This is a genomic window from Hymenobacter gummosus (assembly GCF_003970915.1).
Classification (GTDB): domain Bacteria; phylum Bacteroidota; class Bacteroidia; order Cytophagales; family Hymenobacteraceae; genus Solirubrum; species Solirubrum gummosum.
In genome coordinates, this window is sequence record NZ_RXOF01000017.1 from 125,140 (window position 1) to 147,398 (window position 22,259).

At 56.5% G+C, this 22,259-nt stretch carries 15 protein-coding genes and 1 tRNA gene; 14 read left to right on the forward strand and 2 right to left on the reverse strand.

Annotated features, from left to right (window positions below; genetic code table 11):
• Positions 1-126: 126 nt before the first annotated feature.
• Together rpmI and rplT are read left to right on the forward strand one after the other, a co-directional pair.
• Positions 127-321, forward strand: a complete 195-nt coding sequence (gene rpmI, locus EJV47_RS23295; protein ID WP_078013514.1) for a 50S ribosomal protein L35 — start codon at positions 127-129, stop codon at positions 319-321.
• A 106-nt stretch (positions 322-427) separates the two neighbouring features.
• Positions 428-775, forward strand: a complete 348-nt coding sequence (gene rplT, locus EJV47_RS23300; RefSeq protein WP_126695614.1) for a 50S ribosomal protein L20 — start codon at positions 428-430, stop codon at positions 773-775.
• Positions 776-847: 72 nt separating this feature from the next.
• On the opposite strand, the gene EJV47_RS23305 is transcribed toward rplT, so the two are convergent.
• Positions 848-1,297, reverse strand: a complete 450-nt coding sequence (locus EJV47_RS23305; protein WP_126695615.1) for a helix-turn-helix domain-containing protein — start codon at positions 1,295-1,297, stop codon at positions 848-850.
• 505 nt (positions 1,298-1,802) lie between these two features.
• Between EJV47_RS23305 and EJV47_RS23310 the strand changes: the two genes are divergently transcribed.
• From EJV47_RS23310 to EJV47_RS23320, 3 genes are read left to right on the forward strand one after another with little or no spacing between them, the layout of a single operon-like run.
• A complete protein-coding gene (locus EJV47_RS23310) occupies positions 1,803-5,345 on the forward strand; it encodes an RHS repeat domain-containing protein (protein WP_165903901.1) in 3,543 nt (1,180 codons plus the stop codon).
• Between the two features lie 12 nt (positions 5,346-5,357).
• The gene (locus EJV47_RS28965; protein ID WP_126695617.1) at positions 5,358-10,982 is read left to right on the forward strand and encodes a DUF6443 domain-containing protein; all 5,625 of its coding nucleotides are present in this window, start codon (positions 5,358-5,360) and stop codon (positions 10,980-10,982) included.
• Positions 10,979-11,521, forward strand: coding sequence for a hypothetical protein (locus tag EJV47_RS23320; RefSeq protein ID WP_165903902.1), 543 nt, complete (start codon positions 10,979-10,981; stop codon positions 11,519-11,521). Before EJV47_RS28965 ends, EJV47_RS23320 begins: the two co-directional genes overlap by 4 nt.
• 51 nt (positions 11,522-11,572) lie before the next feature.
• Here the strand turns inward: EJV47_RS23320 and EJV47_RS23325 are convergent.
• Positions 11,573-11,646, reverse strand: a tRNA-Met gene (locus EJV47_RS23325).
• Between the two features lie 139 nt (positions 11,647-11,785).
• On the opposite strand from EJV47_RS23325, the gene EJV47_RS23330 reads away from it, so the two are divergent.
• The 9 genes from EJV47_RS23330 (at position 11,786) to EJV47_RS23370 (ending at position 22,195) form a co-directional block, all read left to right on the forward strand.
• Positions 11,786-12,199, forward strand: coding sequence for an START-like domain-containing protein (locus EJV47_RS23330; RefSeq protein WP_126695619.1), 414 nt, complete (start codon positions 11,786-11,788; stop codon positions 12,197-12,199).
• Between the two features lie 163 nt (positions 12,200-12,362).
• Positions 12,363-13,808, forward strand: coding sequence for an LptF/LptG family permease (locus EJV47_RS23335; RefSeq protein WP_126695620.1), 1,446 nt, complete (start codon positions 12,363-12,365; stop codon positions 13,806-13,808).
• Between the two features lie 207 nt (positions 13,809-14,015).
• A complete protein-coding gene (rpsO, locus tag EJV47_RS23340) occupies positions 14,016-14,291 on the forward strand; it encodes a 30S ribosomal protein S15 (RefSeq protein ID WP_126695621.1) in 276 nt (91 codons plus the stop codon).
• 183 nt (positions 14,292-14,474) lie between these two features.
• On the forward strand, positions 14,475-16,730 hold the full coding sequence (gene pnp, locus EJV47_RS23345) for a polyribonucleotide nucleotidyltransferase (protein WP_126695622.1): 2,256 nt from the start codon (positions 14,475-14,477) through the stop codon (positions 16,728-16,730).
• Between the two features lie 145 nt (positions 16,731-16,875).
• Positions 16,876-17,739: a sigma-70 family RNA polymerase sigma factor gene (locus EJV47_RS23350; protein WP_044513580.1), complete on the forward strand. Its 864-nt coding sequence runs from the start codon at positions 16,876-16,878 to the stop codon at positions 17,737-17,739.
• Positions 17,740-18,020: 281 nt separating this feature from the next.
• Positions 18,021-18,968: a thioredoxin-disulfide reductase gene (gene trxB / locus EJV47_RS23355; RefSeq protein WP_126695623.1), complete on the forward strand. Its 948-nt coding sequence runs from the start codon at positions 18,021-18,023 to the stop codon at positions 18,966-18,968.
• 248 nt (positions 18,969-19,216) lie between these two features.
• Positions 19,217-20,332, forward strand: a complete 1,116-nt coding sequence (locus EJV47_RS28970) for a peptidoglycan DD-metalloendopeptidase family protein (RefSeq protein ID WP_279389074.1) — start codon at positions 19,217-19,219, stop codon at positions 20,330-20,332.
• A gap of 101 nt (positions 20,333-20,433) precedes the next feature.
• A complete protein-coding gene (gene bshB1, locus EJV47_RS23365) occupies positions 20,434-21,153 on the forward strand; it encodes a bacillithiol biosynthesis deacetylase BshB1 (protein WP_126695648.1) in 720 nt (239 codons plus the stop codon).
• Positions 21,154-21,271: 118 nt separating this feature from the next.
• Positions 21,272-22,195 (forward strand): PX domain-containing protein, encoded by a 924-nt coding sequence (locus EJV47_RS23370; RefSeq protein ID WP_207895977.1) that lies wholly within the window; start codon positions 21,272-21,274, stop codon positions 22,193-22,195.
• Positions 22,196-22,259 lie beyond the last annotated feature (64 nt).

The window sequence follows — 22,259 nt, forward strand, 5'->3', positions numbered from 1 at the left end:
AAGCTGCCGCTTCCAACGAAGCCGCCGAATAAGTTACTCCAGCGCGGCGTGAGCCGCTCCGTTGTTCAGGCGAGCCGGCCCTAGGCAGCCGGCCGCCGATGTTTTACCACTTCAACCTTTCTCACAATGCCGAAAATGAAGACCAAGTCCGGCGCCAAGAAGCGTTTCTCGCTGACCGGCACGGGCAAAGTAAAGCGCAAGCACGCGTACAAGTCGCACATTCTGACCAAGAAGAGCACGAAGCGTAAGCGCGCCCTGACCCATGTCACCCTGGTTAGCTCTGCTGACATGAACCGGGTGAAGGACATGCTGGTCCTCTAAGCGGTGGCCTGAAGCTCCCGCAGTACATTTTTTCAACCCGGCGTCCGGTTATTCGCCAAGCCCCTTCAGAATGAGGGAGGCACCGGCCGCCAAAAACAAGTAGGTTATGCCAAGAAGCGTCAATAATGTGGCCTCGCGCCACCGTCGCAAAAAGGTAATGCGCCTGGCCAAAGGTTACTTCGGCCGCCGCAAGAATGTCTGGACCGTTGCCAAAAACGCGGTTGAGAAAGGTCTGGTTTACGCTTACCGGGACCGGAAAGCCAAGAAGCGCGACTTCCGTGCTCTTTGGATTCAGCGTATCAACGCTGGTGCCCGCATCCACGGCCTGTCGTACTCGCAGTTCATGGGCGGCCTGAAGAAGGCTGGCATCGACCTGAACCGCAAAGTTCTGGCTGACCTCGCCCTGAACCACCCCGAAGCCTTCAAAGGCATCGTGGAGAAAGTGAAAGCCTAAGCTTTCCACTTCCGCAAATGAAGAAGCCCGGCCAGTTTTGGCCGGGCTTTTTTTGTATGCAAGTGACGCGAGTCAGGATTTCTGGGCTTTTTTCATCAACTCAATAATGGTTTGTCGGTCTTCTGCTAGTTGCTTGTAAGTGTTGGCTTTTTCTATCCAGAACGCCAGCTCTTTGCGGCACTCCTGCAGAGCTGCCGCAGTCTCCTCTTCCGGGGCAGCAGGTTTGCCCAGCCGCCGATACGCCGGCTCTTGCACCTGCATTTCCGTTTCCGGGGCGGCATAGGAAGCTGGCGTGAGCAAAGGCTGGCCCTGCCCGGTTACCAGCCATTCCAAATTTACCCGGGGGTAAGCCGCCTTAATTTTCTCCAGCGTTTCAAAGCTGGGTTTAGACTTGCGCCCCCCTAGCATATTGGCCAGCACTGTGCTGCTGACGCCTATGGCAGCGGCGAAATGGCTTACTGATTTTGCGTCAAGCAGTTGTATCAACTGTTGTAAGCGGTCAGATGCGTTGCTGTCAATCATTTGAAATTATTTTAATCATTTGATTGTATTATGATTCAAATGATGTATTATTGTTCATCCTATTCCGCGCTCAAGATCCTCATAACGATGCTTTCTGTGGCGTAGAGTAGGTAGAATCAATTGTGAAGCGAAACAAATGTCCTTTGGTGCTTGGCCCGTTGGCGTGAACTTGAGAGTATCTAGTCATTACCAAACCAGTTCCAATAGTAATCAATAGATAGGTTTTTATAATAAATAATACCCCATGCGCGGTAGGTTGACCTTTTTCATTGACGGTTAAATGGTCATACTATAAAGCTTTAGCGGAGCCAATTGTAGCTCCGGCCTACCACGCTTTACTTACTTCTCCACCGGCTGTAGAGCCGGTGCTCCCCATAGTTGCGCAGAACTGCATTTCCCCGTCGGCTGCTGAAGTGGCAGTATGGCTGGCTACTGCGTGGCCTTGAGCTTCGATCAGAGTGCTGGAAAACCCAGCAAGCATTTCTTACCTACCACCAGTACAATTATGTTCATTCAAGCTGACCGGCTACGTCCGGTCCGGGCCCTGGCAATCAGATGGCTCAGAAAAGCTCGCGCCCGTTTAGGGTTGTTGCTCGGGAAAGGTAGCGGTGATGATGCACCATGCCGGCCATTGGCAGCGGGCTTTAAGCAAGGCGCTGGCAAGCCCACCGAGCTAATGTTGGGACGTGTAGCCCAAACCTACACTGGCAACGCTACTTATTTTCTGCTCGCACGGCAGACAGCGCGCTTGAGCCAATGGTGTTCTGATGTGCGGCTGTATAGCAGTTGCATATACCCGATTGGGCTAGCACACCTATGTAATGCAAGCAGAGCAGGTAGGCTTTTGGCTGCTTTCGTTGCCAGCCTATTGTTACTGCCGTTGGCGGAAGCACAAACGCCAACCAATCCCGACTTACTACCGTCGTACATGATTCCCAAGTCGCCGACTGTTGTTCCGTTTCAGCGGGTTGACGAACAGAGGTACGTGGATTTGATTACTGGTGGGGCTCAGACTTCGCTTCCGTTAGCAGATATCAGTAGCGGAGCACTGAACTTGCCTGTAGCTTTAGGGTATTCATACACAGGGCTTCAAGTATACCGTTCCAATGACCTTATTGGTTTAGGTTGGTCATTGCAGGCTGGTGGAAGTATTAGCCGGCAACTAGGCGGCCAACCCGATGGTATGATGCCTTCTTGGCGTGCTTATTCGCCAGCAGCCGTAAATGCTGGGTTGAACAATCCACTTTATGTAAAAAATGCTGCTACCAATGATATTGATGTGATACCGGACGTATTCACTTTCCAATTTCCCGGAGGTAGCGGCCGGTTTATGTTGCTAGATACATCAATAGTATTATTGCCACAACAGCCTCTACGTGTTCGTCGCCGCTCTGACGGCTCATTTCTTATTGTTACAGAACAAGGGGTGCGCTATGAGTTTAGTGCTACTGAAACTACCCAGCCCAACCCTAATAATTTTGGTAATGTCGGTACTTACGTCAGCGCTTGGCAAATGACCCGCGTTATTTCTGGTGATAATTCAGATACCATTCGACTGCATTATACACGACGCGGTTACACTCCACCAATGCGATGGGCTCAGACGGTGGGCGAATTATTTATGGGCGACAACCAAGATATTGCTAGCCGTTGCAATACGACTGTCGGGGCATATAAAATACATAATGTCAAAACCTTGGGTTCGCACATACAAGCCCAGTACCTAGATTCTATTACCACTCGTGGTGCTCGGTTAGTGCTTGAGCGTAGCTTGACAAATGGCGTACTGCGCCGGGTGAGGCTGCTGGGTGATTACCCCAGGCGCGAGCGAAAAACTATTACATTGTTCCAGTCAGTCTTTGAAAATTCGTCCAGCCTAGATCCGGTTATGCGCTTGGATCGAGTGCAAGAGTGCGCAGCAGGTACCTGTTTGCCTGCCTACCTATTTGCTTATGAAACTGGTGATGGTGAAGAGTTTCCAATCAGGCAAAGCGTAGCTCAAGATCATTGGGGATACTATAACGGCGCCATCAATAACGGTGGAGGTAATGGTAATATAAGTGACGCTAATACTGAAACTACCCAATCAGCCTTGCTGGCGGATCCTATCTTGGGCATACGTGCAGCGGTTCGTAATCCTAACTTTAATTTTTCACGGCTTGGATCGCTTCGCCGTATCTCGTACCCTACCGGTGGTACCACCATGTTGGACTATGAAGCCAATGTCTTGGCCCTCGACGAGGTCATCGAAATCCGCAATTCTTCGCCCGTTTTACAACTAGCTGCAGGCTATACTAGTCAGACTCCACCTAATACGCTGGAGACTGCAACGGGTACGTTTCAAGTGCATTATAGCGGGACCGTCTCGGTTATGCTTAGTCGTCAACCCTATTATGGTGGCGGAGTAGGCAGTGGAGGTTCCAATAGAGAACGGGATTTCAACCTTTGGAAAATTCTACCAGGAGGCGACTCTCTAGTTACGGACCTTACAGCTAGTTACAATTACAAGTGCATTGAGCCGCATACAGAACGCCTTTTTGAATTTGAACTGGGGCCTGGTACTTATCGAGCTACATTGTATTGTGAACGAACCGAATTTAATTCCTCACTTGACATATCAGCACCCTATATTCTTCGCATGACGTCGGCACCGGGACCCGGCATCCGAGTGCGTCAAGTCACTACGACAGCATCTGGCGCAACGCCACTCGTACGTCGCTACCAATATACGGAAGGTGATATACCAACCGGCCGCTCATTATTGCCTTTGAGTGCAACCGGGGAGCCAGGTTTTGAGCGCCAGTCATTTCAGCGTATTCAACTGATGCCGGATAACAACACTCAAAGCGTCACATGCCCTTGTATACAGACTTCCTCTGATAACACAGGGTTAGGTAACGAATACAACCGGCATGTGTTTTACAACACCCGCGTCACGGAGCTACTGGGCAGTGGAGAGGGATATATCGTGCATGATTTCGACGTATTGCCTTCACTCTTCAAGGAAGTAACACCAACTGGGCGGCGTACTTATCGGCATGACATTCGACAGCCTCAACGAGTACAATTAGCTGAGAAGGAGCGTCACTGGTACTCAGGTGACAGCGCTCGGTTCTTTCCTGCACTACGTCTGCGTATGTCGGTCCAAAACTTAGTGACGGCTAATGCTGATGAATACAGTGCACAGGGCTTCGATATTTGGGCTTCCTTTGCTTCAATTCGGCGCTCAGAGTATACGCGCTACGACGAACGTGGTGATTCGCTCGTTCAAGTCACTCTCAGCGGCTACCGCAAACAGCGGCTGGTCCGACAAGCTACGCGCACTGCAACAGGATGGCATATAAGCCGGTACAAATACTTAGCGGACTATAGTCCTACTTTACCGGTTGTGCGTGCGCTACAGGTACACAACTTCAATCCAATTATCGAAACTCAGAATTGGCGTTCAACGCTTTCCGGGCAAGACTCGGTGTTGGTAGGAGGTCTATTAAACTTGTATGACCCGCAGTGGCGCAGTCCGGCTGGCATTTGGGCACTGGACCTGACTAGACCGGTGGCAATGCCCAATGCCGAAACCCGAAGTAATGGTTTCTACATGGGTTTTAAGAGCGACACTCGGTATCGAGCCGACGATAGTATAACGTATCAGCTGCGGACGGGATTACTTCAACAGCGTTTAAAGCCTCATTTGCCTGCAACCGTTTACGTCTGGGGCTACAATCGCACCCACGTCATAGCGCAGATCGAAAACGCGACCTATGCGCAGGTACAGACGGTGCTGTCGCAGGCTACGCTCGACCGCCTGCAGGGCCCTAACCCTGGTACCGACGAGCAAGTGCGGCAGCTGCTAGCGCCGTTGCGGACGGCGCTGCCCCAGGCCCGCGTCACGAGCTATACCTACCTCCCGCTGGTGGGCATGACCTCGCAAACCGACCCGAGCGGCCGCATCAGTTTCTACGAGTACGATGCGCTCGGCCGGTTGCTACGCACACGCGACGAGCAGGGACGCCTTCTCGCGGAGCAAGAATACCATTACGCCCGTCCTTAAAGCCCTCTTTTTATGTTGAAATGTTTACTCACCGCGTGCCGTCCTGGCACGTGGCTGGCGGTAGCTTTGCTATCGGCCGGCATAATCACGCCAGGAATGGCTCAGTCTACAGAAGGACTGGTGCCCGATTCCACCGAACTGCGGGTCTTACGGCAGTTTTACCATCACACCGGTGGGCCGGCTTGGGCCAGCCACGGAACGGACCACTGGCTTGAGCCGGTGAACCGACTGTCGGATGTCAATACCTGGCTCGGAGTATATGTATACAACGGCGACATTGCGCATATATCGTTGCCCAGCAACGGTCTGCGCGGTGATTTGCCGGACTGCCTAAGCGAGCTGCGCCAACTGCGGCACTTGAACTTGGCCGAAAACCAGCTCGCGGGTAGCCTGCCTACTACCTTTGGAGAGTTGCAATACCTGATCAGCTTGAACCTGGCCAGCAACAAGCTGACTGGGCCGTTGCCGGCGGCTTGGCACGCCTTGCGTCAGCTGAATCAGTTGTACCTCGGACAAAACCGGCTAGCTGGGGCTATTCCGAACGAATGGGGACGCTTGCAGCAACTGGCTTATTTTCAAGCCGGCAACAACATGCTGTCCGGCCCGCTGCCCGATTCGCTCAGCCGCTGTACCAATTTGGTGCAGCTGGGGCTCAGCTACAACCAGTTGAGCGGTACGCTGCCGGTTAGCTGGAGTGGCCTAGCCTCCACGCTCGATTTGGACGATAACCGACTTACGGGAAGCATTCCCGCGGCTTGGGGGCAAGGTGTGCTGCGTTACCGGCTCAACTTAGCCCGTAACAAACTGACTGGGACCATTCCGGATGGGCTGCGGGCCAGATTTCTGCTACTGCAGGACAACCGCTTGAGTGGCCGTTTGCCGGATAGTTTTGCTACGGCCTGGCCCCAGCAGGGCATCTGGCAGCTGTTCATCGACAATAATGATTTGACGGGCATTCCGGGCTTCAGCAGCCCGCTGGGGTACCCCGACCTACAGGTAGGCCTGACCAATAACTACCTGCAGTTTGATAGTTACGAGGCCAACCTGACCAATCCCGGGTCAGGCCAGTACCAGTACTTCGATAACGGTCAGCGTACCCCGGCGGCCGTCGATACGCAATACGTGGTGGCCGGCACGAGGGCGTGGCTGCGGCGGCCGTTCGGTGGTAGCCACAACCATTACCAGTGGCAGCGAAAAATCGGTATGCTCTGGGTGGATGTCGTGCCTGGGCCCGATGCCGACGCCCTGCTGCTGCCGGGTGCCAGCGAAGCCGTGGAAGGGGAGTACCGCGTCAAAGTCAGCAACGATTGGCTGCCGTGGATGACGCTCTATTCGGCGGGGCTGTATGTGTCCATACTGCCTTACTCCATAGCCGCCCGTAACGAGCCAAACGACAGCAGCCCGCCCGGGCCCCTCGATGCTTTCGAGCCAGCCGACCGCACCGGAGCTGTCGACTCGGTGAATTATGTGCGGACTTACATAGCCCGGGCGCCGTACACCAATCCGCAGCGCTTGCGGCAGGCCGTCGTCGATTCGGTACAGACGACTACTGAGTACCTGGATGGCCTGGGCCGGGCGTTGCAGACGGTAGGGCGGCAGGAGTCGCCGGCGCGCCGCGACGTGGTGCAGCCCCGGGCCTATGACGCCCAAAACCGGCAGCCCCGGCAGTATCTGCCGTTTAGCGCCGCGGGTGGCAGCGCCCAGAACGGCGCCTATCGGCCCAACGCGCTGCGGGAGCAGTACAACTTCTACCGTAACCCGGCTTCTGCTGCCATGCTCCCCACGGGCGTCCCCTTTGCCGAGACGGGCTTCGAAGCCTCGCCGCGGGGGCAGGTCTTGGGGCAGGCCTCACCGGGCGAAACCTGGCGCTTCGGCGCCTTGGAAAACCACACCGTGGCTTATCTGGAACGCACCAACCGCGCCAGTGAAGACACCGTCCGGCGCTGGACGCCGGGCTACGGCACCGAGCGCGAAGACTTGGTGCTCGATGCTCAGCCCTATCCCGACGGTTCGCTATGGGTGAAGCAAACCACTGACGAGCAGGGGCAGATGAGCCGCGAATTCACGGATTTGGAGGGGAGAGTGGTGCTGAAGCAGGTAGCCCAGGCCACTTCTGGCCAGCGCACCAGCTGGCTGAATACCTACTACATCTACGACGATTTCGGCCGGCTGCGAGCAGTGCTGCCGCCCCGCGCCGTGCAACTCATCCGGCGGCACCAATGGCAGGTCGACGGAGCCGGCGTGGAACGGCTGCTGTTTCGCTACCACTACGACGAGCAGGGCCGCTTGGTGGAAAAGCTCGTGCCTGACACCGACGGCTACCAGTATACCGTCTACAACGAACTGGACCAGCCCGTGCTGGTGCAAGACGCTGCGCAGCGCACCCGGGCCGAGTGGGTAGCCACCAAGTACGATGCCAGCGGCCGACCGGTACTGACCGCGCTGGTAACGCGCCCCGGCCAGACCCGCGCTGACTTAGCCGCGGAAGCTGCCCGGGCCTCGGCGCCGCAGTGGGAAGAGCATTCCAGCGCCGCCGCTACTGCAGCCGAGCTGGGTCATTACTCCGACCGGGCGTTTCCCAGGTTGCGGGCCAACGGGCAGCTCCAGGCTGGCACGCAATTGCTCACTCTCAATCATTTTGATTCCTACGATTTCGACCGCAACGGCTCCGCTGACGCCAGCTACGCTACCCAGTACGATGCGCAGCTGGGTGGAGCCGCGGCGGCACCCGATTTGCGCGTCACCGGCCAGCCCACCCGCACGCAGGTACGGGTGCTGGGCGTAGCTGCCTCCAACCCCGGCGCCTGGCAGACTACCGTCACCTTCTACGACGACAAAGCCCGGCCCATTCAGGTCCAAAGCTCCAATGCCCGGGGGCAGCAAGATGTCCTCACCACCCGCTACGATTGGTCAGGGAAGCCCTTGGTTAGCTACAGCGTACACCAGGGCCCCAATCACGCCCCAGTATCCGTGCGCGAAACCTCATTCTACGACCACACCGGCCGCCTGCTGGAAACCAGGCAGGAACTGGATGGGGGAGACCCTGTCACCATTGCTGCCAACGCCTACAACGAGTTGGGGCAGCTGGAGCAGAAGAAACTGGGTGGTTCCGTTGCTCAGACGGCCCTGCAGACCGTGGATTATCGCTACAACGTCCGCGGCTGGCTGACCCACGTCAACGACGCCCGCCTGACGCCGCAGGCCAACCAGCGGCCCGACTTGTTCGGCTTGGAGCTTTGCTACGATTATGGCTTCCGGCAAAACCAGTTCAACGGTAACATTGCCGGGCAGAAATGGCGTACGGCTTCCGACCAAGCCGAGCGCGCCTACGGTTACCGCTACGATTTGCTTAGCCGCGTCATGCAGGGGGATTTTGTGGCCCGCGACGCCGCCGGCACCTGGAACGCCGAGCGTGATAATTACCGTTTCTGGGCGGCCAGCTACGACGCCAACGGCAACCTACTGACTATGCGCCGCCGCGGCCTTGTGCAGGAAGCCTCGCGCACCACCCCGCGGCGCTACGGCGAAATCGATAACCTGCGCTACCGCTACCAACCCGACGCCAGCACCCCGATTTCGGCCAGCAACCGCCTGCTACGCGTCGATGATTTGGCACCCGTCGCCACGGTCTTTGGCAGTGCGCAGCCTACGCGTCCCGATTTTCAGGATGGCGCCACCACCGGCAGCCCCCAGCCCGATTACGCCTACGATGTCGTCGGCTCGCTCACCCGCGACCAAAACAAGGGCATCGACAGCATCCGCTACAACCATCTGCACCTGCCCACCCACATCGTGTGGCACAATGGCAACAAGCTGGAGTTTCGTTATACCGCCGCGGGGCAAAAGGTAGCCAAGCTGGCCACCGAAGCTGGTAAGCCTACCATCCGCACCGATTACCTCGGGCCCTGGCAGTACGAGGGCGACTCGCTGCGCTGGCTGACTACGAGCGAAGGACGCGCCCTACGCTTCGTGCAGCGCGACGCCGCTGGGCAGGCCCGCACACGCTACACCTACGAATTCACCATCAAAGACCACCTCGGTAACCTGCGTATCGCCTTCCGCCCCGGCGACAGCGCTACCTACCGTGCCTCCATGGAGCCCGCCCTGGCCGATCAGGAGGAAGCGCAGTTCGATTACGTTCGGGAAACACGCTTTCAGACTGCTGACGCCGCCGGTGGCCACCATGTGGCGCGTCTGAATGCCGCTGCCGGTACCCCCATCGGACCGCTCAAGATGATTCCGGTCCGCAAAGGCGATGAAATTGGTGTGGAAGCCTTCGGCCGCTACTTTCAGCCCGCTCGGAACACCAATTATGGCTTCTCGCTGCTGGGTTTTGTGGCCTCTCTGCTGCAACAGCCCGTAGCGCCGCCCGCCCCCGGCGACGGCCGCTCCCGCATCCGGCCACTGCCCTTCCTCGGCATTGGCTTGGCCATGGTACCGCAGCTGACCCAACTCAGCAACGGCGTCCCCAAAGGCTACCTGCGCGTTTTGGTGTTTGACAAGGACTCGAGCTTTATCACCAGTTACACCCAGCAGCTCACCAGCGCCGCCGCCACCGGCTATCAGCGGTTAACTGTTGCCCTAACCGTTCCAAAGGACGGCTACGTGCAAGCCTACGTCGGAAACGAGAGTGATGCTAACGTATATTTCGACGACATCAGCATCCGTTACAAACCTACACTCGTGGTCCAGGAGAATCACTACGACCCGTTTGGGTTAGATTTGGCGGGGCTGGCTAAAAATGCTTCCAATAAATACTTATATAATAGTACCGAGCTTCAAAATGAATTTGGGCTTAGCTGGAACCACTATGGTGCCCGCATGTACGATGCCCAAGTAGGTCGGTGGGCTACCACTGATCCAATGACCGAATCATACTTCAGCTTTGGTCCCTATAACTATGTTCGGAATAATCCTTTATTGAGGATGGATCCAACCGGGCAATGGGATATAACGGTCCACACTTACAAAGACAGAAGTAAGTACGGCTATGGCGTCGCTGTGGTCACGGACTGCAATGGGAAAGAAGTTTATCGATTCAATGTAAGGGTAGAAGGAACCGGAGGACGGGATAGGAAGGTGAACAAGGCTGATACACCGACCGGCGTGTATGATATTCCAAACAAAAATATGTGGACAAACGCAGATCAGGCCGGATTTATAGCTGCAGGTAGTCCTGGGACGGAGAAAGAATTACAAAAAAATCGGGATTCTTACGGGCCTAACCCAAGGCTGCAACTTAATCCCCTTACAGGCGAGATTGTTGATACTGGTCGAGACCTTATCAGGGTTCATGGAGGTCAACAGGAAAAGTTTGATCCAAGAACTGGGAAATGGACTCCTGTTAAAAATCCTCAACTTGTTCGCACGTGGGGTTGCATACGAGCGTTTGATGCCGACATGGTAAGGCTGAAAGCCATAACGGACAACCTGCAAAAAAACAATCCTGATGAATTGGGTGGGGTTTTAAAAGTTGTAGATGACTTAGAGCCACATGTTGAACAGAGTACTGATTCAAAAGGGAAATCGAGCTGGACTACGTCATATTTAGTTCCAGGTGAATATTCGGCCGATAAAAATCCTGAACAATTTAAACAACTGCTTAAAGATTTGTTTCCTAATTGGAATAGAAAATGAGAATGAGTCTTGCAAAATCTGTTTTTCTGTGCTGCCTCATCACTTCTTGTCATAATCAAAAAATGGAAAATATAGGTAGCAGTACTGCCGAAAAAGCCGATGTGACTATCGACGGACTGCCCTACGATGCATCAGCTAATACAACCAATGACATCCCATTCCAAGATTCCGTGGATGTGTTGCAAAATACTTGGCTACGTAGTGAAAGTGATACTCAGCTTGAAGAGTTGGAATCTTTGGCTGTAAAAAGTGACGGAGAAGCTAGTGATTACTTGTGCACTACTCTAAAGATCATGTTTAAAGAAAAGCCCGCTCCTTTGATTATATATCTAGATAAGAATAGAAATTCGGCGCTTTATGGTGTATTGACTGATGGCTTAGGAGTAAGCCTAGTCGTTTATAATAAAGAAGAACGTATTACTGAAAAGCAGCAGCTAAAAGTCAATGCAATTAAGTCGTCTAATGGTAAGCTTAGTAAAAAACAGATTGATTTTATAGATCGATTATTCGAGGACGTATCGCCTGAGAAATTTGATTAAGGCTACAAACGAAAATTGCCGGCTTGTTTTCAAGCCGGCAATTTTCGTTTGTAGCGGGGACGAGATTTGAACTCGTGGCCTCAGGGTTATGAATCCTGTGCTCTAACCAACTGAGCTACCCCGCCCTGTTTTGGTGGTGCAAAGGTAAAGCGAAGATTTCGCCTTGCGCAAGCTTTGACGGAAAAAAAAGCCGTGTATCTTGCCGCAACTCCCCAATCTGGCTGATTGCCAGCTAGACTACTTTTTCGCTTCTCTCGCTGCCCTATGCCCCTTTCCGCTACTCGCTCCAAACACCGGTTCGTGCAGGAGTACCCCGTCAACGCCTCGGTCAAGATTTTGTACCCTTACCTCGCGTCGGCCTCCGGGCTGCGTCAATGGTTCTGCCAGGACGTGCAGATGGTCAACCAGCACATCTTCAACTTCGTGTGGGACAACCAACCCCACCTGGCTGAAATAACCTCGCAACGCACCAACCGGTCGGTGCGCTTCGTGTTCCTCGGGCCGGAGCGGCGCCACATGCCCGATGCCAACTACCTGGATTTCACCATCGAGTCGTCGGAGCTGACGCAGGAAGTATTCGTGCGCGTGGTGGACTACTCGGAAGAAACCGATGATATAGAGCTGCAGGAAATGTGGGACAACCTCATGCAGAATCTGCGGGAATTGGTGGGCGGTTGAGCGACTTTTTACTTCATTCCACGGTTTGCAGAAGGAGCGGAGCGGCCCGACACGGGCCGCAACCGCTCCTTTTTTAATTACTGGCTTCCGGCCGGCAGCCGGGCCGCGTACCTTTGCGGCCATTTTCGGCGTTTGATAGCCGAAAACTGGTCTCTGCCCAGCAATGAAGAAACTCGATAAGCTGATTCTCAAGGCCTTTATTGGCCCATTCCTGCTCACGTTTGCGGTGGTGGAGTTTGTCTTCCTGACGCAGACGATGATGAAATACCTCGACGACCTGGTGGGCAAAGATCTGGGCGCCGGCGTGTTGCTGCAGCTACTGATGTTTTTCAGCGTGCTCATCGTGCCGATTTCGCTGCCGCTGGCCGTGCTGCTGTCCTCGCTGATGACCTACGGCAACCTGGGGGAGCACCACGAGCTGACGGCCATCAAGACCTCCGGTGTGTCGCTGCTGCGCATTCTGCGGCCGGTGTGGCTGTTCAGCGCGGCCCTGGCAGGCTTTGCCTTCTGGTTCAACAACACCATCGTGCCCAAGGCCAACCTCGAAGCCTACAGCCTGCTCTGGGACGTGCGCCAGCAGAAACTGGCCCTCGACATTCGCCCCGGCGTGTTCTACAACGGCATTCCCGGCTATACTATTAAGGTCAACCGCAAGGCCGGGGAGAACGGGGAGAAGCTCTACGGTGTGATGATCTACGACCACAGCGGCAACAGCGGCAACGTAGCCATGGTGCTGGCCGACTCCGGGCGCATGGCCACCCGCTACGGCGGGCAGTACCTGGCCCTGGAGCTGCACAACGGCCGCAAATATGTGGAGCAGCCCACCGCCCGCGACCGGGCCGGGGCCGGTTTCGTGCAGCAAAAGTTCGACCGCACCGACATCATCTTCTCCCTGGCGTCGTTCCGGCTGGGGCGTACCAAAACCGAGCTGTTTGCCGACAACAAAATCATGCTCACGCTGCCGCAGTTGCACGGGTTTGTCGATTCGATGAGCCAGCAGCTACAGAAGGAGCGGCAGCTGACGGGCGTGCAGATGAACCCGTACTTCCTCTACCAGCGCTTCGATACCACCGGCGCCCGGCAAGCCCAGCGCACTGCTTCCTGGCAGGTGCCCAACGCCAAGATGCCCGTTTTGAATACGGTCATCTACGAATCGGCGGCAAATCGGGCGCGTAACATGCAGTCCTTCATGACCAGCTATTCCGAACGACTGGGGAGCACGGTGCGCGAAATGGGGAACTACCGCATCGAGATTTTCCGCAAATACACCCAGTCGGTGGCCATTCTGGTGATGTTCCTGATTGGCGCCCCACTCGGAGCCATCATCAAAAAGGGGGGGCTGGGCGTGCCGGTGCTGGTTTCCATTCTCTTTTTCATCATCTTCTACGTCGTGTCCATCATCGGCGAGAAGTCCGGGCGGGAAGGGGTGATGCCAATTGCGGTGGGCATGTGGCTATCTAACTTTGTATTGCTGCCCGCCGGCCTGTTCTTCCTCTACCAGGCCCGCCGCGACTCCAGTCTGTTCGAGGTTGATTTCTGGCTGCGCCTCTCGCGCAAGCTGCCGAAGTGGTTTGCACGCAAGCCCGCGCCCGTGACGACGGCAGGGTAGAAGTGGAGCCGCTGAAGATGAAAGGCGTTGGCCGGGTAGCTACCCGGCCAACGCCTTTTTTAATGCGGTTTGCCCGAATCATTCCGTCTGGGTTTAGCCCAACGGGTTGAATATTTTCTTACCTTTGCGCCACGCCTAGCTATGTTGCCGGCGTATACCTTTTTCACACTTTTAATCCAAGACGGGGACTTCCTTCCCTATCTGCCGATGAAACTCACTACCGAAGCCAAGCAGGCTATCTTCGAACAGCACGGCGTTGCCAAGACCAAAACCGACACCGGTTCGGCCGAATCGCAAATTGCCCTGTTCACCACGCGTATCTCGCACCTGACGGAGCACCTGAAAGTCAACAAGAAAGACTTCTCGACCCGTCTGGGCCTGCTCAAGCTGGTTGGTAAGCGCCGTCGTCTGCTGAACTACCTGCAGCAGCGCGACATCAACCGCTACCGCGCCATCATTAAGGAGCTGGGCATCCGTAAGTAACCCACTCCAGAAAAGCAGGGAGCCCGCCGGCCGGGTTCCCTGCTTTTTTTGCGCTGCCCGGCATGCCTCGTCTGCCGGGCGCGTTGTTTTAATCCCGAGCCGGATTCGCTGGCCCGCTGCCCTGAGCCGGTGCCCAGCTTCGCTGCCAAAACGCTGTTCCAACCCCAAGCTACCCCTGAAGGAATGCCTCCTTACAACGCGGTTACCAAACACATTACCCTGCCCGACGGTCGGCAGATTTCCCTCGAAACCGGCAAGCTGGCCAAATTCGCCGACGGCGCCGTCGTGGTGCGCCTCGGCGACGCGATGCTGCTGGCCACGGTCGTTTCGCAGCCCTCGCAGCGCGAAGGCGTGGACTTCCTGCCGCTGTCGGTGGATTACCAGGAGAAATTCGGCGGTGCCGGCAAGATTCCCGGCTCGTTCCAGCGCCGCGAAGGCCGCCTGTCGGACTACGAAGTGCTGGTATCCCGTCTCGTAGACCGCATCCTGCGCCCGATGTTCCCCAAGGACTATCACTACGAGGTGCAGGTGATGATTACCCTGATTTCGGCTGACAAGGACGTGCAGCCCGATGCCTTGGCCGCCCTGGCCGCGTCGGCCGCCCTGTCGGTATCCGATATTCCCTTCGCTGGCCCCATCTCCGAAGTGCGCGTCGCCCGCATCGACGGCCAGCTGCAAATCAACCCCAAGACCGCCGACATTGCCCGCGCCGACATCGACCTCATCGTGGGTGCCACCATCGACTCGGTGGCCATGGTGGAAGGCGAGATGAACGAAGTGAGCGAGGAGGAAATGGTGGAAGCCATTGCCTACGCCCACGAGGCCATCAAGGAGCAAGTGCGCGTGCAGCAGGAACTCGGCCAGGCCGTGGAGAAGTCGCACGTGAAGCGCGAGTACCCCAAGTACGACGAGAACGAGGAGCTGAAGCAGCAGATTAACGAAGCCGTGTATCAGGCTGCGTATGAAGTGGCTAAGGCTGGCAACCCGAGCAAGTCGGGCCGCAAGGAAGGCTTCGGCGCCATCAAGAAGCCGCTGCTGGAAAAGCTGCTGGCCGACAACCCGGAGCTGGACCTGAAAATGTTCGGGCGCTACTACGGCTCGGCCGAGAAGAAGGCCATCCGCGACATGATGATTAAGGAGCGCACCCGCCTCGACGGTCGTCAGCTGACGGAAATCCGCCCCATCTGGTCGGAGGTGAACTACCTGCCCGGTGCCCACGGCTCGGCCCTGTTTACCCGCGGCGAAACCCAGTCGCTGACCTCGGTGGCCCTGGGCACCAAGCTCGACGAGCAGATTGTGGACTCGGCCATGGTGTCGGGCTACAACAAGTTCCTCTTGCACTACAACTTCCCGGCCTTCTCGACCGGTGAGGTGAAGCCCAACCGCGGCCCCGGCCGCCGCGAAGTCGGCCACGGCAACCTGGCCATGCGCTCCATCAAAAAGGTGCTGCCGTCGGAAGACGAAAACCCCTACACCATCCGCGTGGTGTCGGACATCCTGGAGTCGAACGGCTCCTCGTCGATGGCCACCGTCTGCGCCTCTTCGCTGGCGCTGATGGACGCCGGTATCAAGCTCAAGGCGGCCGTTTCGGGCATTGCCATGGGTCTGGTGCAGGACAAGGAAACCGGCGAGTACGCCGTGCTGTCGGACATCCTCGGCGACGAAGACCACCTCGGCGACATGGACTTCAAAGTCACCGGCACCGAGAAGGGCATCGTGGCTTGCCAGATGGACATCAAAATCCAGGGCCTGTCGAACGAAATCCTGACCAAGGCGCTGCACCAGGCCCGCGAAGGCCGCCTGCACATCCTGGGCGAGATGAACAAGACCCTGGCTGCTCCGGCCGCTGACCTGAAGCCCCACACCCCGCGCTCCACGAAGATTCTGGTCGACAAGGAGTACATCGGCGCCATCATCGGCCCGGGCGGCAAAGTGGTGCAGCAGATCCAGAAGGACACCAACGCCACCATCACCATCGAGGAGAAGGACGAGAAGGGCCACGTGTACATCTACACCTCGAACGCCGACGACATGGCGGCCGCGGTAGGTCGTATCCGCGGTATCGCGGCTACGCCCGAGGTGGGCGAGACCTACAGCGGCACGGTGCGCTCCATCCAGGCTTACGGCGCGTTCGTGGAGTTCATGCCCGGCAAAGACGGCCTGCTGCACATCTCGGAAGTGAGCTATGACCGTCTGCCCTCGCTGGAAGGCGTGCTGACGGTGGGCCAGGAAGTGAAAGTGCAACTGGTGGAAGTTGACAAGAAAACTGGCAAATTCCGTTTGTCGATGAAGAGCCTCATGCCGAAGCCGGAAGGCTACGTGGAGCCCTCGGAGCGCCCCGAGCGCCCGGAGCGCGGTGACCGGCCCGACCGCGGCCCGCGCCCGGATCGGGGGCCGCGCCCCGAGCGTGGTGAACGTCCGGAACGTTTCAACCGCTAGTACCTCATTCGCCGTAGGAAGGCCATAATCCCCGGCGCGAACTTTCGGTCGGATGCGGCTGTTAGCCTCATCTGACCGAGGTTCACGTTAGGAACTCTCTCAACAAGACCAACCTGCACCTTTTTACCCTTCGCGCCCGTCTACAATGAGACAACTTAAAATCAGCAAGCAGATTACCAACCGCGAAAGCCAGTCGCTGGATAAGTACCTCCAGGAGATTGGCAAGGTCGATCTGCTCACTCCCGACGAGGAGGTAACGCTGGCGCAACGCATCAAGGAAGGCGACCAGCAGGCGCTGGAAAAGCTCACCAAGGCCAACCTCCGCTTCGTGGTGTCGGTGGCCAAACAATACCAGAACCAAGGTCTGTCGCTGGGGGACTTGATCAACGAGGGCAACCTCGGCCTGATCAAAGCCGCCAAGCGCTTCGACGAAACCCGCGGCTTTAAGTTCATCTCCTACGCCGTGTGGTGGATTCGCCAGTCGATTCTGCAGGCCCTGGCCGAACAGTCGCGCATCGTGCGTCTGCCCCTGAACCGCGTTGGCTCGCTGAACAAAATCAGCAAGTCCTTCTCGGAGCTGGAGCAGAAGTTTGAGCGGGAGCCGTCGCCGGAGGAAATTGCCGAAGTACTGGAGCTGACCACCTCGGAAGTGGTGGACACCCTGAAGATTTCGGGCCGCCACGTATCCGTTGACGCGCCGTTTGTGCAGGGCGAGGAAAACCGCCTGCTCGACGTGCTCGAAAACGAGGACGAGGAGTCGCCCGACATGGGCCTGATGAACGACTCGCTGCGCAAGGAAGTGCAGCGCGCCCTCAGCACGCTCACCAAGCGCGAAGCGGACGTGATTACGCTGTATTTTGGCCTCAACGGCGAGCATTCGCTCACCCTGGAGGAAATCGGCGAGAAGTTCAACCTGACCCGCGAGCGGGTGCGCCAGATCAAGGAAAAGGCTATCCGCCGCCTGCGCCACACCTCGCGCAGCAAGGCGCTGAAGCCGTACCTGGGCTAAGCAACCTTCCTGGTTTTTGCCAGCGACGAAAACCCCGGCCCTACGGTCGGGGTTTTTGTTTGGCTATTCAAGTCCTCAGAACGTCATGCCGAGCCCCGCGAGACATATCGCTCGATAGTATTCTACTCGTTGAGCGAGGAGGTTGCCAGCAGACGTCAGCACGCGAGATGTCTCGGCTTCGCTCGACATGACGTTCTGGGGACTTCCCGAACAGCTTCGCGCTACAGTCGTGCTGTGACGCTTACCTTTGCCGCTCCTTACGGAATTCGCATTTTCAACTCATGGAGAATACTGCCGCTGAACACGTCAAGTGTTTGATTATTGGCTCGGGGCCGGCCGGCTACACGGCCGCCATCTACGCTGCCCGCGCCAACATGGCGCCCGTCATGTACCAGGGCCTGCAGCCCGGCGGGCAGCTGACCATTACCAACGACGTGGAGAACTTTCCCGGCTACCCCGAGGGCATCATGGGGCCGGAAATGATGGAGGACCTGAAAAAGCAGGCCGCCCGCTTCGGCACCGATATCCGCTACGGCATTGCCACCTCGGTGGACTTTTCGGGCCACCCGCACCGCGTGACCATCGACGAGAAGCACACGCTGACGGCTGATTCCGTCATCATTGCCACCGGGGCTTCGGCCAAGTGGCTGGGGCTGGAGTCGGAGGCCCGGCTGAACGGCTCGGGCGTGTCGGCCTGCGCCGTGTGCGACGGGTTCTTCTACCGCGGTAAGGACGTGGCCATCGTGGGCGCCGGCGATACGGCGGCCGAGGAGGCTACTTACTTGGCCAACCTGTGCAACAAGGTGTACATGCTGGTGCGGAAAGGGGAGATGCGCGCCTCCAAGATCATGCAGAAGCGCGTGCTTGACAACCCCAAGATTGAGGTGCTGTTCGACACGGCTACCGACGAAATCCTCGGGGAGCACGCCGTGGAAGCAGTGCGGGTGAAAAACCTGCTGACCCACGAGACGCGCGAAATTCCGATTCACGGCTTCTTCGTGGCCATCGGGCACGAGCCGAACTCGGCCATTTTCCGCGAGTACCTGCACCACGACGAGCAGGGCTACCTCAAGACCATTCCCGGTACGAGCAAAACCAACGTCGACGGCGTGTTTGCCTGCGGCGACGTGCAGGACTTCGTGTACCGGCAGGCCGTAACGGCCGCGGGCACCGGCTGCATGGCCGCCCTGGACGCCGAGCGGTACTTGGCGGCGCTGGGCGTGCATTAGGATGCCCTGTCATGGCGAGCCAGCGAGGCATCTGAGGGCAGCCGTTCCACGAAACTGACCCAGATGTCTCGCTGGCTCGCCATGACAGACCCGGCAGAATACTAAAAATTGGATTTGGCCGTTGCAACGGGCCGGCTTGCCTTTGGGGCAGGGCGGCCCGTTTTGCTTGCCTTCCGTACCTTTGCGGGCTCCCGAGGGCTGCGCCACGGAGCGTGGCCCGCGGGGACGTCCACCCAGTCCCATTGCACTTGTCAAACGCATTCAAATTCTGGCTGCTCGGGCTGCTGGCTCTACTGTTGAGCTTCAGCCCCGATGCGGCCCAGGCGCAGCGCCGCCGTGCGCCCCGCCCCAAGGCCAAAGCCGGCACTCCCAAGGATTTCTTCAAAATCAAGGCTCCCAAGATTCGCTACGTACGGCCCGACACCTCCGTGGTCATCGAGACGGTGGATTTGCCGGACGAGAATTCGGAGGCCGCCAAGTCGGTGTTTAAGCCGGCCAAGCCGCTGAGCATCGTCAGCGAGGATACCAGCACGCTCAACCTGGGTACGCAGAGCATTGTGGAAATGTCGGAGGAAGTGCTTATCGACTCCTCCTGGATCAAGGTGGCGGGCTACTATTCCATCTGGGACACCCGCTACGTGAACCCCTACCGCCGCGACCCGAGCCGCTACCGCGACACCCTGCTGCTGCACCTGACCGACCCGGCGCGCAACCGCATGGCCAAGATGCCGCTGAACACCACGCCCGTCACCTCCGGCTTCCGCTTCCGCGGCTACCGCTGGCACTACGGCGTGGACCTCGACCTGGAAACCGGCGACTCGGTGAAGGCTGCTTTCGACGGCGTGGTGCGCGTGGTGAACTGGGACGGCGGCGGCTACGGCAACTACATCGTGGTGCGCCACTACAACGGCCTGGAGACGGTGTACGGCCACCTGAGCAAGCAGCTGGTGAAGCCGGGTACCTTCGTGAAGGCCGGCGACCTGATTGGCAAGGGCGGCAGCACCGGGCGCAGCACCGGCTCGCACCTGCACTACGAAGTGCGCTACGAGGGCAACCCCATCAACCCCGAGGAGATTTACGACTTCCCGGAGTATCAGCTGCGCAAGGAAAACCTGGAAATCACGGCGGCACTGTTTAACTACGCCGGGCAGGCCGCCCGCATGCGCGCCGCCGTGCAGGCCCGCGCCGCCCGCTCGGGCCAGCCCACGGCCGCCCGCCGCACCGTGTCGTACCGCATCCGCTCCGGCGACACCATTTCCGAAATTGCCGACAAGCACGGCGTTTCGCAGGCCCAGATCCGCCGCCTGAATGGGCTGACCAGCAAATCCACCCTCCGCGTCGGCCGCACGATTCGGATCAAATAAATGGCTAAATGGTCGAATGGATAAATGGCTGGTCGTTCTGATACATGCAGTTCAGAACGACCAGCCATTTATCCATTCAGCAATTTGACAATTCGAAAATGATGAAACTCGACATTCTGGTACTGGCTTCGCACCCCGACGACGCGGAGCTGTGCGCCGGCGGCACCATCGCCGCGGCCATTGCGCAAGGCAAGAAAGTAGGCATCGTGGACCTCACGCGCGGGGAGCTGGGCACCCGCGGCACGCCCGAAACCCGCGCCCAAGAGGCCCAGGCCGCCGCCGACATTCTGGGCATTAGCGCCCGCGAAAACCTGGGTTTGCCCGACGGCTTCTTCCGCAACGACCGGGAGCATCAGCTGCCCATCATCCGGGCCGTGCGCCGCTACCAGCCCGATATAGTGCTCTGCAACGCCATTCACGACCGGCACCCCGACCACGGCCGCGGCTCCCAGCTGGCCTCCGAGGCCTGCTTCCTCGCCGGCCTGCGCATGATTGAGACGCTGGCGGAAGACGGGCAGCCCCAGGCCGCCTGGCGGCCGGGCCGGGTGTACCACTTCATCCAGGACCGCTACATCAAGCCCGACTTCGTGGTGGATATTTCGGCCCACTGGGAAACCAAGCGCGCCTCGGTGGCCGCCTACGGCTCGCAGTTCAACGTGGCCGCCGACGGACAGCCGCACACCCACATTTCCTCGCCGGAGTTTTGGCACTTCATGGAAGGCCGGGCCCGGGAGTTCGGCCACGCCATCGGGGTGGAGTTCGGGGAAGGTTTCACCGTGGAGCGCCCGATTGGGGTACGGGATTTGAGCGGGTTATTTTAGTTGTCAATGAGATAGACTGCAAAAAAATGTAATATCTTTGTAGTGTAGTATGAAAAAATGAATAATGGAGGTTGAACGCAAACCAATTAGAATTTGTAATCCGCGGGCAATCATAAAGTTGTACAATAAAAACGGTCCTGCATTCTCGCTTGATTACTATTATCGTGATGATAATCAAGTGTATTTTGGATTATTTAACATTGCTAAAGTGAGTAATGAAATAACTTATATATATAAGCCTATGTGCGGACATGAACAATTTTATCCGCCCAATTCTAAACCGAAGATGTTTGGATACTTTATTAACTCATTGGTAATTATACTTAAAGGCGACAAAGGTAATGAAGTAGTTGGTTTTGAATTGTTCATATCAAGGAACAATGAGCTTACTGATATACTGTCTATTAGAGCAGAAAGTAAATTGCTTAATAATAAAATACCTGATTATCGCCAGGGCATTTTTAAAGACCCTACTTATTTTTATTACAATAATAATATTGGCAACATTTTTAAATTGGCTCTTTCTTATTTTAAGAATAATCCGATTGAGAAGGATTTTTTGTTTACATGGGAGCCAACAGCTGCACTGGCAATACAAACACCCTCTAATAGTAATTTTATTGAATATTTTAAAAATTCAGTGTGGAATATATATGAAGAGGCTGTGTCCCGTGTAGGCAAGGATAACGACTTTTATACAACGGGTGAATGCATATTCCCAAAGCAAAGAACACCATTTAATGATTATATATCTGCTTTGCTCAAAAGTATGTTGACATCCCATTCTTTGATTGGAAGACAGCCTATTTCATATCCTCTTGTTGATAGGTTTGAATATTTCATAGGTAGTAGCTCTGCTTGGTCTCCGTCTTTTAAAAAGAAAATGATTTCGGCTAATGATCAAAGGTTGAAGTATGAGTATATTCCTACTGTTTGTATGGCATTTGATATGTATGAGTATTTTTGCTTTATAATGGACAACTGGGAATATTATGAAAATGAATATATAAAATTATATAATTATCATAAATCTGGTATATAGCCTTGCTGAAAGGCTGTAAAACAAAACCACCCAACTGATACCAGCCGGGCGGTTTTTTTTACAA

Bases quoted from the DNA above. Each gene is read 5' to 3' on its own strand.
- rpmI (WP_078013514.1), top strand. From the start codon at position 127: ATGCCGAAAATGAAGACCAAGTCCGGCGCCAAGAAGCGTTTCTCGCTG.
- rplT (WP_126695614.1), top strand. From the start codon at position 428: ATGCCAAGAAGCGTCAATAATGTGGCCTCGCGCCACCGTCGCAAAAAG.
- EJV47_RS23305 (WP_126695615.1), bottom strand. From the start codon at position 1,297: ATGATTGACAGCAACGCATCTGACCGCTTACAACAGTTGATACAACTG.
- EJV47_RS23310 (WP_165903901.1), top strand. From the start codon at position 1,803: ATGTTCATTCAAGCTGACCGGCTACGTCCGGTCCGGGCCCTGGCAATC.
- EJV47_RS28965 (WP_126695617.1), top strand. From the start codon at position 5,358: ATGTTGAAATGTTTACTCACCGCGTGCCGTCCTGGCACGTGGCTGGCG.
- EJV47_RS23320 (WP_165903902.1), top strand. From the start codon at position 10,979: ATGAGAATGAGTCTTGCAAAATCTGTTTTTCTGTGCTGCCTCATCACT.
- EJV47_RS23330 (WP_126695619.1), top strand. From the start codon at position 11,786: ATGCCCCTTTCCGCTACTCGCTCCAAACACCGGTTCGTGCAGGAGTAC.
- EJV47_RS23335 (WP_126695620.1), top strand. From the start codon at position 12,363: ATGAAGAAACTCGATAAGCTGATTCTCAAGGCCTTTATTGGCCCATTC.
- rpsO (WP_126695621.1), top strand. From the start codon at position 14,016: ATGAAACTCACTACCGAAGCCAAGCAGGCTATCTTCGAACAGCACGGC.
- pnp (WP_126695622.1), top strand. From the start codon at position 14,475: ATGCCTCCTTACAACGCGGTTACCAAACACATTACCCTGCCCGACGGT.
- EJV47_RS23350 (WP_044513580.1), top strand. From the start codon at position 16,876: ATGAGACAACTTAAAATCAGCAAGCAGATTACCAACCGCGAAAGCCAG.
- trxB (WP_126695623.1), top strand. From the start codon at position 18,021: ATGGAGAATACTGCCGCTGAACACGTCAAGTGTTTGATTATTGGCTCG.
- bshB1 (WP_126695648.1), top strand. From the start codon at position 20,434: ATGAAACTCGACATTCTGGTACTGGCTTCGCACCCCGACGACGCGGAG.